Raw genomic sequence first — 14,615 nt, forward strand, 5'->3', positions numbered from 1 at the left:
GTGAGGTCTTTTATTTGACGAGACCGACATGGCTGATACCGAACTCGCCGCCCGCATCAAAGCTGCCCTCAATGCCGTGGAAATCCCCGGCGGCGGCGATCTCGCGAGTTTTTCCGGCCTTTCCGAAATCATCGTCACCCCCAGCGCCATAGCCTTCGCCGTCGGCGTTCCGCAGGGCATGGAAGCCGCCTTCGGCCCCGCCCGCGAAGCGGCTATCGAAGCGATAAAACCCCTGTCGGGCAGTCGCAAGGTGATGGTCTCCATCACCTCCGAAAAGCAGGCCGGCCCCAAATTCTCCCATGGCTCCCCCCAGCCCCAGGGCAAGACGCGCGTAAAAGGCGTCCGCCGCATCATCGCCGTCGGCTCAGGCAAGGGCGGCGTCGGCAAATCCACCACCTCGGTCAATCTCGCCCTCTCCTTCGCCGCCGAAGGCCTCAAAGTCGGCATGCTCGACGCCGATCTCTACGGCCCCTCGGTCCCCAAACTGCTGGGGATCGAAGACCGCACGGCGCTGCGCGACGACGGCATTTTTCAGCCGCACGAAGCCTTTGGCCTCAAAGTCATGTCGATCGGCGCCATGCTGGTCCCCGGCCAAGCCGTCGTCTGGCGCGGCCCCATGGCTACCTCGGGCCTGCGTCAGTTGTTGCGCGAAACCGATTGGGGCGATCTCGACGTGTTGGTCATCGACCTGCCGCCCGGCACCGGCGATATTCATATCGGCCTCTTCCAGCAGACCATCGTCGATGGCGTCGTCATCGTCTCGACCCCGCAGGACCTGGCCCTGATCGACGCCCAAAAAGCCATCGACATGCTCCGCCGCATGTCCGTGCCCATCCTCGGGCTCATTGAAAACATGAGCTATTTCATCGCGCCCGACACCGGCAACCGCTACGACATCTTTGGGACCGGTGGCGCCGAAAAGGCCGCCGCACGGCTCGAGGTTCCGTTCCTCGGCGCCATACCCTTGGTTATGTCTATTCGTGAAAATTCCGACGCCGGCGTGCCGCCGGTGGCAGCGAATCCCGAGGGGGCGGAGGCCTCCGTCTACCGCGTGATCGCCCAGAGACTTCTCGCCGGTATGCCGGTCAGCAAGGCGCAGTTCTAGGCGCATTTTGGCAATGCAATCGATTGCTGAAATCGATTGCATGACTTTTCCGAACAGGCTATCCGGCTAGTCAATAAGGGCGCAACGCCCTGCGGAGGGGTTATGTTCTCGATCGATCGTAAGGATTTTGGTCCCGACTTCACCTTTGGCGTCGCCACGGCCGCCTATCAGATCGAAGGCGGGCAGCGCGACGGTCGCGGCCAATCAATCTGGGATACGTTCTCGGCAACCCCGGGCAATGTCCACAATGGCGATACCGGCCTTAACGCCTGCAACCACTACGAGCTTTGGCCGCAGGATCTCGATCTTATTCGCGACGGCGGCTTTGGCGCCTATCGTTTTTCCTTCGCCTGGCCGCGCCTGATCCCCGAAGGCACCGGCGCCGTCAATCAGGCCGGTCTAGACTTTTATGATCGCCTGATCGACGGCATGCTTGAGCGCGGCCTCAAACCCTATGCGACGCTCTATCATTGGGATCTGCCCTCGACCCTGCAGGACCGCGGTGGCTGGATGAACCGCGATATCGCCAATTGGTTTGCCGACTATGCGACGCTCGTCGGCGAAAAGTTCGGTGATCGCCTCGCGGCGACGGCCACCATCAACGAGCCCTGGTGCGTCGCCTTTCTCAGCCATTTCCTCGGCATCCACGCGCCGGGCTACCGCGACATGCGCGCCGCCGCTCGTGCCATGCACCACGTGCTTTTTGCGCACGGTACCGCCATCGACGCGCTGCGCGCGACGGGCACGAAAAACCTGGGCATCGTGCTCAATCTCGAAAAATCCGAGCCGGCGACCGACAGCGAAGAAGATAAGGCCGCCTGCAATTTCGGCGATGCGCTGTTCAATCGCTGGTATCTCGGCGGCGTCCTGAAAGGCCAGTACCCGGCCGAACTGACCGAATGGCTCGCGCCCTATCTCCCGGCCAATTATCAGGCTGATATGTCGGTCGTGTCGCGTCCGCTCGATTGGCTGGGCATCAACTACTATACCCGCGGCATCTATAAGGCTTCGACGCAACCGGGCCGTCCGGTCGAGCAGGTGAAGGGCAATCTCGAACAGACCGATATCGGCTGGGAAATCTACCCCAAGGGCCTGTCGGACCTGCTGGTTCGCGTCTCCAACGACTATACGAAAATCCCGCTTTACGTCACCGAGAACGGCATGGCCGAGGTCGAAGGCGACGACGATCCGCGCCGCGTAAAATATTATGACGAGCACCTGAAAGCCGTGCTTGCCGCCCGCGCAGCCGGCGCCGATGTGCGCGGCTATTTCGCCTGGTCGCTGCTCGACAATTACGAATGGGCCGAGGGCTACAATAAGCGCTTTGGCCTGGTGCATGTCGACTATGAGACGCAGCAGCGCACGCCCAAAGCCAGCTACCGTTCTTTCCAGGGCATGCTGCACAACACGCGCTAAGCCGTGTATAGGGTCCGCGTCTCTCCATTTGATGCGGACCGGAAACTGCCATGACATCTGAACTCATTGAACTGCCGGAATCCCTGCTGCGGCTCGAAGACCTTCTGGCCGAGGCCGGCGACGATGCCATGCTCCTCTCCGAACTCGACGGTTTTCTCTGCTGCCTCGCCGTGGGCCCCGAGCCGATCGCGCGGGAGGAATGGTGGCCTTTCGAATGGCTTGCCGATGAACGTGGCGAAGCCAAGCCCGGCAGTGCCGAAATCGAAACGCTGATCACGACGCGCCTTGCCGAAGTCGAGCGTGAGCTGGCTGACGACGAATATGCGCCGCTCTATGAGGTGGACGAAGAGAGCGACGAAGTCGTCTGGGAAGTCTGGATGGCCGGCTTCCAGCAGGCCATGCTGCTGCGCTTCGACTACTGGGACGAACTGATGCGCCACACCGGCGATGACCTGCGCGGTGAAGTCGCCATGCGGCTGGCCTCCGCCCTGATGTTGTCCTCGCCCGACAACCGTCCCGATGATACGGCGGCCGAGCAAGAATGGGCCGAATACGACGAAGCCGTCGAATCCATGCCCGACAATCTGGCGGCTGCAGCCGCCTTGCTCCATCAGTTGCATAAGGCAAACTGAGGTCGGTCTCCCGATAGGCGGAGCACAAAAGGCTGAAGCGCCAGAAGCGCTTTAGCTAACCAGATCGGGGAGGCGGGCTTCCATCAAGGCCTTGGTCAGCCGGTGCTGTGGCGCGGCGAACAGGGCGGCGGGCTTGCCCTCCTCGACGATTTTTCCGGCCTCCATCACCAGCACGCGATCCGCCATGGCCGCGACCATGTCGAGGTCGTGGCTGATGATGATATAGGTGAGGCCGAACTGGTTCTGCAGGCGCGCCAGCAGGTCAAGCACATCGCCGCGCACCGAAACATCGAGCGCCGAAACCGGCTCGTCGAGCACGACGAGGCTTGGGCGGGTGACGAGAGCGCGGGCAATGGCCAGGCGCTGGCGCTGGCCGCCGGAAAATTCGTGCGGGAAACGCGTGAGCATGCCCCGCTCAAGGCCAACCGATTCGATCGCATCGACGAGCCGCTGGTCGTGTTCGTCATGATCGAGCCCCGGCAAAAGTCGCAGGGGCTCACCAAGCGACTGGCCCACGCTCAGCCGCGGATTGAAACTGCCGAACGGGTCCTGGAACACCAGCGATAGATCGGCGCGGCGAGCCGGCGGAAGGTCACCGCCGCGATAGACCGTGCCCTCAAACTGCATTTGCCCCGATGTTGCGCTGTCGAGCCCGACGATCATGCGGGCAAGTGTCGTCTTGCCGCAGCCGGAGGGGCCAACCAGCGCCAGGCATTCACCCGCCGAAACGCTCAAGCTGACATCATTGACCGCCAATAGCGGTTGCGTCCCCCAACGCCAGAAACCGCCTTGCGAGAAGGCGCGCGTGAGGTGATCCACCTCCAGCAAGGTCTTGTCAGCCACATGTGGCTCACCCTGTCGCTGCACCATGCGCGTCGCGGCAACGAGTTTTTGCGTATAGGCCTCGGCCGGCTGGGACAGCACCGCTTTCACTGTGCCGCTCTCGACCAATTTGCCGCCGCGCAAAACGGCAATCCTGTCGCAGAGCGCAGCGACGGCGCGCATATCGTGGCTGATGAAGATCAGCGTCATCTGCCGCCGGTCGCAAATCTCGCGGATGAGGTCAAGCACCATGCGCTGGGTAATGACGTCGAGGGCCGAGGTCGGCTCATCGGCAATCATCAGGTCCGGCGCACTGGCCAGCGCCATGGCAATCATCACGCGCTGGCGCTGCCCGCCCGAAAGCTGATGCGGAAAGCGCGCGGCATGCCGGGCTTCAAGGCCGACTTCTTCGAGAAGCCCCACAACGGCGCTATCGCCATCTTGGCCGTTCAGCTTAAGCGCCTCTTCGATCTGAGCGCCAACCCGCATCAGCGGATTGAGCGCCGTCATCGGCTCTTGAAACACCATGCCGATCCGCTGCCCGCGCAGGCGCGCCATAGCCTTTTCGTCTTGGGGCAGGGGTGCGCCATCGAAGCGAATGGTGCCGGAAACCTCGGCATCCTCGGGTAGAAGGCCGGTGATGGCCAAGGCGGTCAGCGACTTGCCCGAGCCGCTTTCGCCGATCACGCCAAAGCGGTCGCCTTGGTTGATGCTGAGGGACAGACCCGAAACCGCCGGCTTGCCGCCAAAGCTGATCGTCAGGTTTTCGATTTCAACCAGCGACATTGGCCAATCCCCGATTGCGCAGGCGCGGGTCGAGCGCATCGCGCAACCCGTCTCCGGCGATGTTGAGGGCGATGACGATAACGACGATGGCAAGCCCCGGCGCGAGACTGAGCCAGGGATGGATCAGAAAGAGGCTCTGCGCGTCCCGCAGCATCAATCCCAAACTCGTGGCAGGAGGCTGCGTGCCAAGACCGATATAGGACAGGCCCGCTTCGGCGAGAATCCCGAGCGACAGCTGGATCGTGCCCTGCACGATGATGAGGCTCGCAATATTGGGCAGGAGGTGCAGCAGGGCGATCATCGGCTTGCGAAGGCCCGCTAGCCGTGCGGCGGCAACGAAGTCCAGCGTCGAAATGGCCAAGGCCCCGCCGCGCGCCACCTGCGCAAAAACCGGCACGTTGAAGATGCCGATGGCGATCACCGCATTGCTGGCGCCGGGCCCCATCAGCGTGGCGATGAGAATGGCGATGACGACGGCGGGGAAGGCAAAGGCGAGATCGGAAAAACGCAGCACCACCCATTCGACTGGCCCGCCATAGATGGCGGCGGCGAGCCCCAGCGGCACGCCGATGCCGGCGCCGATGAGAACGGCGATGGCCCCAACTGTAAAGCTTGTCAGCGTGCCCGACATGATCAGCGAGAGCATATCGCGGCCAAGTTGATCAGTGCCCAGCCAATGCTCGGCCCCCGGCGTCGCAAAGCGTCGGGCGATGGAAATGTCGGCAATGGGGTAGGGTGTCCAGACAAGCGAAAGCAGCGCCAGCATCGCAAAAAGTGCGGTGGCGGCGAGGCCGATCGTCAGGCCCGGATGTTTGAAGACACTGCGCCAGTTCATGCCCGTCGCTCCCGCAGGCGCGGGTCGACCAGGCCATAGGCGAGATCGACAACCAGCATGGTGAAGCTGACGACGAGCACGAGGATGATCGTGGCGCTGCGCACCAGCACGAGATCACGCTCGGAAATAGCGGTGAAGATCAGCCGGCCGAGGCCGGGCAGGTAGAAGACGTTTTCGACGATGATGGTGCCGGCGATCAGGAAGGCGAATTGCAGGCCGAGGATTGTGAGCACCGGGAGCAAGGCGTTACGCACGCCGTGGCGCCACAGGGCTTCGCCAAAGGTCATGCCCTTGGCACGGGCGGTGCGGATGAAATCCTGGCTCGAAACATCGACCAGCGCGGTGCGCATGACGCGCGCGAGGATGGCGGCTTGTGGCAGGGCGAGCGCGAGGCTCGGCAGCACAAGGCCGCGGAGAGAGGCCCAGGCATCTTCATTCCATGGCGTAAAGCCGCCCGGCGGCAGCCAGCGCAGGGTGACGGCGAACAGCAAGGTAAGCAGCATGCCGAACCAGAAATTGGGTATGGCGACCCCGGTCTGTGCGAGGATCATGAGCGCGGTGTCGACCGGCTTGCCGCGATGGCGCGCGGCCAGAATGCCAAGCGGCAGGCCGATGGCGACGGAAATGACCATGGCGAAGAGCGTCAGCGGCAGGGTGACGGCCATGCGTTCGGCGATGAGGCCGGCAACCGGAAGTTTCTGCGTCTGCGATAGGCCAAAGTCGCCGCGCAGCATGCCGAACAGCCAATTGCTGAAGCGCAGAAGAGCCGGGTCATCGAGACCCATTTGCAGGCGCAACGCCGCGACGGCTTCGGGCGTCGCATTGATGCCAAGAATGAAGCGGGCGGGATCGCCGGGCAGGAGATCAAGCAGCAGGAAAATGACCGCTGCGGCGATGAGAAGCGTGACGAGGAACCCGAAAATGCGGCGGAGGATGTAGAGGGTCATGGGGCGAAGGACCCCCACCCAACCTCCCCCTGGAAGGGGGAGGGGTCGGCCGGTGTTTGTCTCTGAAACGCGCTACGCACTCGATATGGTCCCTCCCCCCATTGGGGGGAGGCTAGGTGGGGGGCGTCGAGCGCCGAAGCCCTATTCAACCCAATGAACGTCGCGTAGCACCACGCCTTCGACGGGCGCGTTTTGCCACATGCCTTCGAGCTTGGCGTTCCAGACGCCGGTCTGGGCGAGTTCGAAGAGGAAGCCGTTGACCGCATCCTTGGCGATGATGGTCTGCATCTCTTGGGCCAGCTCCTTGCGCTTGGCCTCGTCGGTCGTGGCATTGAGCGTCTCGTTGAGGGCCTGCACTTCAGGATTGTTATAGCCGAAGTAGTAGTCGGGATTGGCATAGATGCCAATGTCGAAGGGCTCGACATGGCTGATGATCGTCAGGTCGAAGTCCTTGTTGGCAAAGACATCTTCCAGCCACTGCGCCCATTCCATGTTGATCAGCTCGAGCTTGATACCGACCTTGGCGAATTCGCTGGCAATGATCTGGCCCGAAACACGCGCATAGTTGACCGGCGGCAGTTTTAGCGTCGCCGAAAAACCATCGGGATAGCCGGCTTCCGCCAGCAGTTCGCGCGCCTTGTCGAGGTCGTAGGGATAGGTGTTGGTCAGATCGATATAGTAGGGATGGTGCGGCGCGAAATGGCTGCCGATCGGCACGCCATAGCCATAGGTCGCGCCATCGATGATTTCCTGGCGGTTGATGGCATGAGCCATGGCCTGGCGCACTTCGAGCTTGTCGAAGGGTGATTTGGCATTGTTAGTCGAAAGGATGGTTTCGCCCTCGGTGGAGCCCACCAGCACCTTGAACTGCGGATTGCCATCAAAGACCGGCAGGGCTTCGGCCGCAAAATTATAGGTGCCATCGACATCGCCTGCCAGCAGCGCATTGGTCATCGTGGCGGTGTCGCCGATGAACACATAGGTCGCCTTGGTCAGCGCCGGCTTTTCACCCCAATAGGGGCCATATTGTTCGAGAATGACCCGGCTGCCGCGATCCCATTGCACGAAGGCGAAGGGGCCGGTGCCGATCGGATCGGTCGCGTTATTGGCGGCGCTTTCCGGCGCCACAATGACGGCATCGCCGCGGCCGATATTGAAGAGAAAAAGGCCGTCGGGACGCGACAGGGTGATGTCCACCGTCAGCGGATCAACGACCGTCACGGCCGAGATCGCTTCATAGAGCGCTTTTTGCGCATTGACGCCGTCATCTGCCAGAATGCGCTCGAAGGTGAACTTCACGTCTTCCGCGTCAAAGGCGGTGCCGTCGTGAAAGGTCACGCCGTCATTGAGCGTGAAGCGATAGGTTAGCCCGTCCTCGCTGATGGTCCATGCCGAAGCGAGACCGGGTTGCACCGCGCCGTTTTGATCGATGCGGGTCAGGGCCTCGAAAACATTTTGGTAGACGACGACGTCGATCGCCTCGGCGGCGCCGGCCGTCGGGTCGAGCGCTGGCGGCTCAAGCGGCGCGCCGACACGAATTTCGGTCGATTGCGCGAACGCAAGGCCGGTGGCCAAAAGCAAACCGGCACTGGCCAGCGCGAAAGACTTGGTCACTCTCATATCTGTCTCCCAGAGGTCGGCGCGGCTCCGCGCCTCGCGCTAGGTATAGGCAAAGTTGCGCTATGGCGCACCCGCTTTGGGCGTTAAACTTTTCGCCTAAGCGGTTCCCCGTTGGGAAGAATGACCTTTGGCTAGCCGGCCGGCAGGTTGTCGACGAGATCCGCTGGGATTCGGAGGGAAAACAGCACGCCGTTTTCGCCAGCCGGATCGACCGACAGCGACACGGCATTGACCGCCAGGAGCGAGCGGGTGAGCGCCAGGCCGACACTGGACCGAACCGGCACCAAGGCCTGTCCGGTCTTGCTCAGCCCATCGCGGAACACCACGAAACGCTCCGCCATGTCGACGGCGTGATTGGAATTATCGCGCACGTGGATAGCGATACCGCCATCGTCGAGCAGCTGCGCCGAAATCACCACCGTGCTGCCCACCGGGCTCTGGTCGATGGCGCTGGCGAGGAGATTGAGCACGGCTTGCCCGAGCGAAGCGCGATCGGCGGTGACGCGCGGCAGGGTCTCGGAAATGGCATTGCGCACGATAATCCGCCCGGCATTGGCCTGGTTGCGGATGCGCAGCACGCAGGTTTCAAGCAGTTCGGTCAGGTCGAGACTGGCGCGTTCGGCGAGGTATTTTCCCTCCCGCAGACGGGCATAGTCCTCAAGTTCGTCCACCAGCGCCGCGATATCGTTGCCGGCCGCGGCAATGTCTTCGGCATAGGCCTCGTAGCGTTCGTCACCCAGTTCACCAAAGGTCTTGCTGCGCAGCAATTCGGCAAAGCCGATTATCGTGTTGAGCGGCCGTCGAACGCCCCGGCCGATGCGCGCGAGAAGGGCCGGGTCGGCATCCGGAGCGCCAAGCGCGCGCCGCGGCGTGATATTGCGCGGCCGCACCATGGCGAAATAGCCGCTGACAATGCCCGCCTGACCCTGAGCGAAAAGAACGATCTCGGACTTGTTGTCGAGCGAGCGCAGAATGATGGCGGGGCGTTCCGTCTCGGCAAAGCGCCCCGGCCGCTCAAGGAAGCCGCGCAAGGCAAAGCCATCTTCGGACGAAATCAACGCCGAGAGCGGTTTTCCTAGAATGGTGCTGCCTGCGCCCAGCGCCGCCGAGGCCGAGGAATCGGCAAGCCGGACCACGCCGGTGCGGCTCAATTCGACAAAGCCGTCGCCACGCAGCTCCGCAAAAGCCTGGGCAAAGGCGCGCACGGCATCCTCATGCCCGGTTCGCACTTCGGTCGTGCTGGCCGACAGCATAAGGGCGGGCCGGCCCTGCCACGAGGTCGATTGCAGACGCGCCGTCACCGGCACCAGCGTTCCATCGCGCTGTACCAGATGATTGACCGGGCCAGCGTCCTGTTCGCCGTTGCTTCCGGGGAAAATGGCGGTGAGACCGGCCAGCCGCAGGGACTCCACCGATTCGTAGCCGACCATTTCGGTAATGGCACGGTTGGCAAAGAGAATCTGCTGATCGCGGAAAACGAGAATGCCGAGCGGCAGGCGATTGAGCACCAGCGTTTCGCCGCCAAGGCTGACGAGCGATCCGCCAGGTTTTTCGGGGCTATCCTCCGCTATGGCGGGTGCATTCGGGGCGGGCGTCCCCTGGAGGCCAACGCGATCATTGAGGATGCGCGAGAGCTCGTCGAAATTGTAGCGCGAGACGCGCTCGACCAAGTCGTGGGCGACCTCGGGCACTGTTCCCGCCGGGAAGAGCGAATCGTCTTCCGAACGCTCCTCGATTGCGGGAGGCGCCGCGATCGGCCGAAAACCCCGGCCGGTGATCTTGAAAAGCCGCGGCGTTGTTTCGTCTGGCCGTGTAGATGCCTCGGAGGCAATCGACTGCGGAACCTCGTCATCCGCCTCATTAAGAGGGGCATAGAGGTCTTCATCGGCGGCGAGACGGTCCACCAGCGCGCTCAGACTGCGGAAGAGCGGGCGCTCTTCGTCTTGCGCTGGCGTTGCCGGCCCGGTTGGCGCCGGCTCGTCCTCTTCATCGAGGTCCGAAGCGCTGATCTCATCGGTAAAAACCGTCGGCTCCCCGGCGGGCGTATAGACCGTTTCCGGGTCCACATCCTGCCAGTCGTGCAGTTCGCGCGTGTAGGAGTCATCGGCGGGAATGGCGGTCTGTGCCGCGCCCGCGCGTTCGTCCTCAGGCTCGCGCTCACTCTCGGAAAGCGCCTCGACTGCCCCAATCTCTTCTGGTGCAGGAGCGCTTGGCTCCTCGGCGGCCGGATCGAGCGCGGCCGCAACATGATCCTGCTGTGGTGCCGGTTCGTCGCGCACGGTGTCAGGTGCGACCTGCTCCTCAGGCGGCGCCTCGTCTATCGCACTACCCCGCGACACGTCAGACGCGGCGACAATTTCGGGATCGATGGGATCGACTGAAACGATGAGGAGATAGGCGTCCTCTCCCTCAAGCAGCAGCGGCGTCGTCGCGCAGGTCGCTGAGGCCGGCTTGTCCCCGGCGTTGAACTGGATGCGGGCAAGGCTCGTCCGGCCGGGCGAGCCGAGACGAATGGTCCGCGCCACCTGGCCTTTGAGCGGCACGGCGAGCGGAGCAAGCTTCAGGCCGCTTTTCTTGAGCTTGGCCAGAAACAGGGCCGCCGCCGGGTTCGACCAGATCAGGCGCTGACCATCCTGCGACCATAGCCAAGCCGGCCGCGCGTCTTGCGCGTGCTGCAGCACCCGGCGGGCATTCGGCGATGTGGTCCACTCGGCATTCATAGACAGCGTGTTGAGGCCATTTGTGATTGTGCCAGATCGGCACAATTTTGGAGAGTTCTTTAAGTGTTCTTCATTATCGCGCCGCTGAGAACGAATCCAGCCCGCGACATGCATCCCGCCCATTCAATCGTCGCCATGGTTAAATGCGAGGTCCTAAGGAATGGTCACACGCGCAGCTGCAATTGGTTGAACGTGCCCTTGGTTGCATCTGTCCACAGGGTCAAAATCGGTGCTTGTCATTATGACGATCTCGACCTATGTTCCGCCCGCTTTCGGCAGCCACCCTTGGCGCCGTTGCGGTATGCCGCCTTAGCTCAGTTGGTTAGAGCGCTAGATTGTGGATCTAGAGGTCCTCGGTTCGATCCCGAGAGGTGGTACCACCTATGTTTTGTGGTCACCGCAAGGGCGCGAAGATCGCCGTCAACACAATGAGCCCCACATCGACAATGGCGCCAAGGCCGACCTTGTCGCGCTTGAGGTGGCTCCTTGGATGCTGGCCGCCCGCAGGGAGCGCCCGGCCGCAACAAGAACGCCGACCTAAGGGGCTGAGTAGGCGCGTTTCCCTTCAACCAGCCTCAAGCAAAAACCAAGTCTTGCCCAGATATTGGTAGGCCCGCGCCGAACTCGATCGTCGTGAGATAGTTGATCAGGCTCATCCGTTGCGATCTCGCGGCTGCCCAGGATTGCTCTTAGAGCGGCTTTATGGGGTTGAGCTTGCGCCAGACCTGATACTCGTTCTCGGCGTCGGGATGGAGTGGATAGTAGCGTTGCAGTGGCTCGCCCTGCATCAGCTTCATGCGCGAGAACTCTTCCCATTCGGCGTGCTTTTGCCCATCGCGGATGACCTCCTCGGCCATTGAGACCGGAACGACCACGGCGCCATCGTCATCGGCGACGATGATGTCGCCCGGTACGACGGTCACCCCGCCACAGGCGATGGTGACGTTGACGGCGTTGGGGAAAATATCGGTCTGCACATGGTAGTTTGGCGACCAGCCCTTGAGCCACAGTGCGAGGTCGAGCTTTTCGACATTTGGGCGGTCGCGCATCACGCCATCGATGATGATGCCGGCGCCGCCGCGACCCTTGAAATAGGTGGACATCATGTCCCCAAAAATGCCCGAGCGCATGTCACCGCGCGCATCGACCACCACCACGTCGCCTTCCTGCACATGATAGAGCACGTGCCGGTGAAGCTGCGTTTCGGGGTCGGCATATTCGCCCTCGCTGAAGAGGTCGGGGCGTTGTGGGAGGCATTGGAGCGTCAGGGCGGGTCCGCAGATGGTCTTGCCCTTCGTTTGCGGCAGGATGCCGGTCATATGCGGGTTCTTGAAGCCCATATGGCCGAGCGTCCCGGCGATCGTCGCCGCGCCGAGGTGCCGCAAACCTTCGATCAAATGCTTGGGCGGGCGGGTGATGTCTGTAGTTTTGATCACGTCTAATCCTCCACCCCGGCCGGGGCTACCAATTGGTCACTGAACCGTCATTGCGCCGCAGATGCGGTGCTTCCCAAAAACTAAAACTTTGCCGAGCCAGCAGGTCTTCGTTGACCTCGACGCCGAGCCCGGGCGCATCGCTGACGGGATAAACCGCGCCATCGAGCTTGGGCTGGATGGGGAAGAACTCGTCATTGTCAAAGCCGAGGGCGAGTTCGGGGGCCCGCGTTTCGAGCCAGGCGAAATTGGGCACGGCTGCCGCGAAATGGATCGTTGCAGCGGTGCAGACCGGGCCGAGCGGATTGTGCGGCATGAGGTCGACGTAATGGGCCTCGCTCCAGCCAGCCACTTTCATGGCCTCGGTAAGGCCGCCGACATTGCAGACATCGAGCCGATTGAACTGATGGATGCCGCGCTCGATATAGGGCACGAACTGCCACTTGCTGGAAAATTCCTCGCCGATGGCAAAGGGAATATCCGTCATCGTGCGCAGGGATTCGTAGGCCTCCGGCGTTTCGTCGCGGATCGGCTCCTCAAGGAAATCGAGAACGCCCTTGTTGAGCTTGTTGCAAAAGCTCGCCGCCTCGGCAACCGAGAGGCGGTGGTGATAGTCGATACCAAGCACAACTTCATCGCCCAGTTCCTCGCGCGCCCGGTTCAGCAGTCTCGCGGTTGCGGCGATCGACTGGCGCGGCTCGAAAATCTCGCGGCTGTCCTGGCCGATGGGAAAGAAGCGGATGGCGTCGAAACCCATGGCCTTGAGTTCCTTGGCCCGCTCGATCGCGCCTTCCCCGGCACTATCTCCGGTCGAGGCAAAGCTCGGGATGACATGGCGCTGCTTGCCCCCCAAGAGTTCATAGACCGGCACGCCAAGCGCCTTGCCCTTGATGTCGTGGAGCGCAATGTCGATGGCCGAGATCGCCGCCTGGAGAACGCGGCCCCCCTCGAAATACTGGCTGCGATACAATTCTTGCCAGATGCGCCCGATCTGCATGGCATCCTGGCCGATCAGGAATTCGCGGTAATGCTCGATCACCCCGGCGACAGCTTTTTCCCGGCCCGATAGACCACTTTCCCCCCAGCCGCTGATGCCCTGGTCGGTTTCGACCTTGAGAAGAAACTGGTTCCGGATACCCACGCGCACGGGATAGGGCTTGATCGCGGTGATCTTGAGCTTGGGGGGCATAGCTGGTCTCAGTCGGCGCGAAGCGCCATTTCGGTCTGGCCGTCGAAAAGGTGGATGCGGTCCTGGTCGAATTCGAGCCACACCATCTCGTCGGGCGCCACGACCACGGTCGGGGGCAGGCTGATATTGACGATGGCGCCGGAGAGGAACGCCTGGACAAAGGTGACATCGCCAGTCGGCTCGACCGTATAGACCTTGGCCGGCACAGATCCCGCGACGTCGGTCTTGTGCAGCTTGATGGTGGAATGCCGGGCACCGAGCACGACCTTCTTCGAGGTTGCGCTCGCCACCTTGCGCATATTGCGGTCCGAAAGCGGCAGCGTCCAACCTTCGGCACTGCTGAGAACGGTGCGGCCGTCGACACTGCCGACTTCGAGCGGCACGAGGCTCATTGCCGGGCTGCCGATAAAGCTGGCGACGAACATGTTGACCGGATCGGCAAAGACATTGGCCGGCGAGTCATATTGCTGCAGCAGCCCGCCATTCATTACGGCCATCTTGTCGGCCATGGTCACCGCTTCGAGCTGGTCATGGGTGACATAGATGATGGTTGCCTTGAGGTCCTGGTGGAAGCGCTTGATCTCGCTGCGCATCTGCACGCGCAGTTTGGCATCGAGGTTGGAAAGCGGCTCATCCATCAGGAACACGGCGGGATCGCGCACCAGGGCCCGGCCGAGGGCCACGCGCTGCTGCTGGCCGCCCGAGAGCTCGCGCGGCTTGCGTTCGAGCAGGTGGGTGATGTCGAGCACCCTTGCGGCTTCGCGTACCTTCACCTCGATCTCCGCCTTTGGCAGCTTGCGCATCTGCAGAGGAAAGGCGAGATTCTGGAACACCGTCTTTTGCGGATAAAGCGCGTAGTTCTGGAACACCATGGCGATGTCCCGGTCCTTGGGGTCGAGGTCATTGACCACCCGGTCGCCAATGACGATGTCGCCCGACGTGATGGGTATGAGGCCGGCAACGAGATTGAGCGTCGTCGTTTTGCCGCAGCCCGATGGCCCGACCAGCGCGACGAATTCGCCGTCATTGACCGTCAGCGAAACATCCTTGGCCGCATAGATGGAGCCATAGGTCTTGACGAGATCTTTGAGGACCACCTGGGCCATTGGA

Annotated in this window: 11 protein-coding genes and 1 tRNA gene; 4 read left to right on the top strand and 8 right to left on the bottom strand. The window is 62.4% G+C overall.

The genetic code is table 11. The features are described from left to right. Positions 1-28: 28 nt before the first annotated feature. From ASD83_RS20270 to ASD83_RS20280, 3 genes are all read left to right on the top strand, one after another. Positions 29-1,105, top strand: a complete 1,077-nt coding sequence (locus tag ASD83_RS20270) for an Mrp/NBP35 family ATP-binding protein (RefSeq protein WP_056314228.1) — start codon at positions 29-31, stop codon at positions 1,103-1,105. Between the two features lie 102 nt (positions 1,106-1,207). Continuing rightward, positions 1,208-2,521 (top strand): GH1 family beta-glucosidase, encoded by a 1,314-nt coding sequence (locus ASD83_RS20275; RefSeq protein ID WP_056314229.1) that lies wholly within the window; start codon positions 1,208-1,210, stop codon positions 2,519-2,521. A 50-nt stretch (positions 2,522-2,571) separates the two neighbouring features. After that, positions 2,572-3,153, top strand: a complete 582-nt coding sequence (locus tag ASD83_RS20280) for a UPF0149 family protein (protein WP_056314230.1) — start codon at positions 2,572-2,574, stop codon at positions 3,151-3,153. Between the two features lie 51 nt (positions 3,154-3,204). On the opposite strand, the gene ASD83_RS20285 is transcribed toward ASD83_RS20280, so the two are convergent. The 5 genes from ASD83_RS20285 to ASD83_RS20305 form a co-directional block, all read right to left on the bottom strand. Beyond that, positions 3,205-4,761, bottom strand: a complete 1,557-nt coding sequence (locus ASD83_RS20285; RefSeq protein ID WP_056314231.1) for a dipeptide ABC transporter ATP-binding protein — start codon at positions 4,759-4,761, stop codon at positions 3,205-3,207. Further along, complete coding sequence (locus ASD83_RS20290; protein WP_056314232.1) at positions 4,748-5,596, bottom strand: ABC transporter permease; 849 nt, start codon at positions 5,594-5,596, stop codon at positions 4,748-4,750. The genes ASD83_RS20285 and ASD83_RS20290 overlap by 14 nt, the downstream gene beginning before the upstream one ends. Then, positions 5,593-6,543 carry an ABC transporter permease gene (locus ASD83_RS20295; protein WP_056314233.1) on the bottom strand — a complete coding sequence of 317 codons (951 nt, stop codon included), beginning with the start codon at positions 6,541-6,543 and terminating at the stop codon, positions 5,593-5,595. Before ASD83_RS20295 ends, ASD83_RS20290 begins: the two co-directional genes overlap by 4 nt. Positions 6,544-6,684: 141 nt before the next feature. Then, positions 6,685-8,163, bottom strand: a complete 1,479-nt coding sequence (locus tag ASD83_RS20300) for an ABC transporter substrate-binding protein (protein ID WP_056314234.1) — start codon at positions 8,161-8,163, stop codon at positions 6,685-6,687. A gap of 131 nt (positions 8,164-8,294) precedes the next feature. Beyond that, entirely contained in the window at positions 8,295-10,883 is a 2,589-nt protein-coding gene (locus tag ASD83_RS20305; RefSeq protein WP_056314235.1) for a sensor histidine kinase, read from the bottom strand. A 303-nt stretch (positions 10,884-11,186) separates the two neighbouring features. Here ASD83_RS20305 and ASD83_RS20310 point away from each other — a divergent pair. Next, positions 11,187-11,263: transfer RNA gene (locus ASD83_RS20310), tRNA-His, on the top strand. Between the two features lie 309 nt (positions 11,264-11,572). On the opposite strand, the gene ASD83_RS20315 is transcribed toward ASD83_RS20310, so the two are convergent. Genes ASD83_RS20315 through ASD83_RS20325 form a run of 3 tightly spaced genes read right to left on the bottom strand, consistent with a single transcriptional unit; the run spans position 11,573 to position 14,611 of the window. Next, positions 11,573-12,319: a ribonuclease activity regulator RraA gene (locus tag ASD83_RS20315; RefSeq protein ID WP_056314236.1), complete on the bottom strand. Its 747-nt coding sequence runs from the start codon at positions 12,317-12,319 to the stop codon at positions 11,573-11,575. 25 nt (positions 12,320-12,344) lie between these two features. Continuing rightward, the gene (locus ASD83_RS20320; RefSeq protein ID WP_056314237.1) at positions 12,345-13,505 is read right to left on the bottom strand and encodes a mandelate racemase/muconate lactonizing enzyme family protein; all 1,161 of its coding nucleotides are present in this window, start codon (positions 13,503-13,505) and stop codon (positions 12,345-12,347) included. Positions 13,506-13,513: 8 nt separating this feature from the next. Next, a complete protein-coding gene (locus tag ASD83_RS20325) occupies positions 13,514-14,611 on the bottom strand; it encodes an ABC transporter ATP-binding protein (protein ID WP_056314238.1) in 1,098 nt (365 codons plus the stop codon). Positions 14,612-14,615: the final 4 nt, after the last annotated feature.

It is taken from the genome of Devosia sp. Root685 (genome assembly GCF_001427875.1).
Taxonomy (GTDB): domain Bacteria; phylum Pseudomonadota; class Alphaproteobacteria; order Rhizobiales; family Devosiaceae; genus Devosia.

Excerpts from the sequence above, each read along its gene's own strand:
- ASD83_RS20270 (WP_056314228.1), top strand. The coding sequence starts at position 29 with ATGGCTGATACCGAACTCGCCGCCCGCATCAAAGCTGCCCTCAATGCC.
- ASD83_RS20275 (WP_056314229.1), top strand. The coding sequence starts at position 1,208 with ATGTTCTCGATCGATCGTAAGGATTTTGGTCCCGACTTCACCTTTGGC.
- ASD83_RS20280 (WP_056314230.1), top strand. The coding sequence starts at position 2,572 with ATGACATCTGAACTCATTGAACTGCCGGAATCCCTGCTGCGGCTCGAA.
- ASD83_RS20285 (WP_056314231.1), bottom strand. The coding sequence starts at position 4,761 with ATGTCGCTGGTTGAAATCGAAAACCTGACGATCAGCTTTGGCGGCAAG.
- ASD83_RS20290 (WP_056314232.1), bottom strand. The coding sequence starts at position 5,596 with ATGAACTGGCGCAGTGTCTTCAAACATCCGGGCCTGACGATCGGCCTC.
- ASD83_RS20295 (WP_056314233.1), bottom strand. The coding sequence starts at position 6,543 with ATGACCCTCTACATCCTCCGCCGCATTTTCGGGTTCCTCGTCACGCTT.
- ASD83_RS20300 (WP_056314234.1), bottom strand. The coding sequence starts at position 8,163 with ATGAGAGTGACCAAGTCTTTCGCGCTGGCCAGTGCCGGTTTGCTTTTG.
- ASD83_RS20305 (WP_056314235.1), bottom strand. The coding sequence starts at position 10,883 with ATGAATGCCGAGTGGACCACATCGCCGAATGCCCGCCGGGTGCTGCAG.
- ASD83_RS20320 (WP_056314237.1), bottom strand. The coding sequence starts at position 13,505 with ATGCCCCCCAAGCTCAAGATCACCGCGATCAAGCCCTATCCCGTGCGC.
- ASD83_RS20325 (WP_056314238.1), bottom strand. The coding sequence starts at position 14,611 with ATGGCCCAGGTGGTCCTCAAAGATCTCGTCAAGACCTATGGCTCCATC.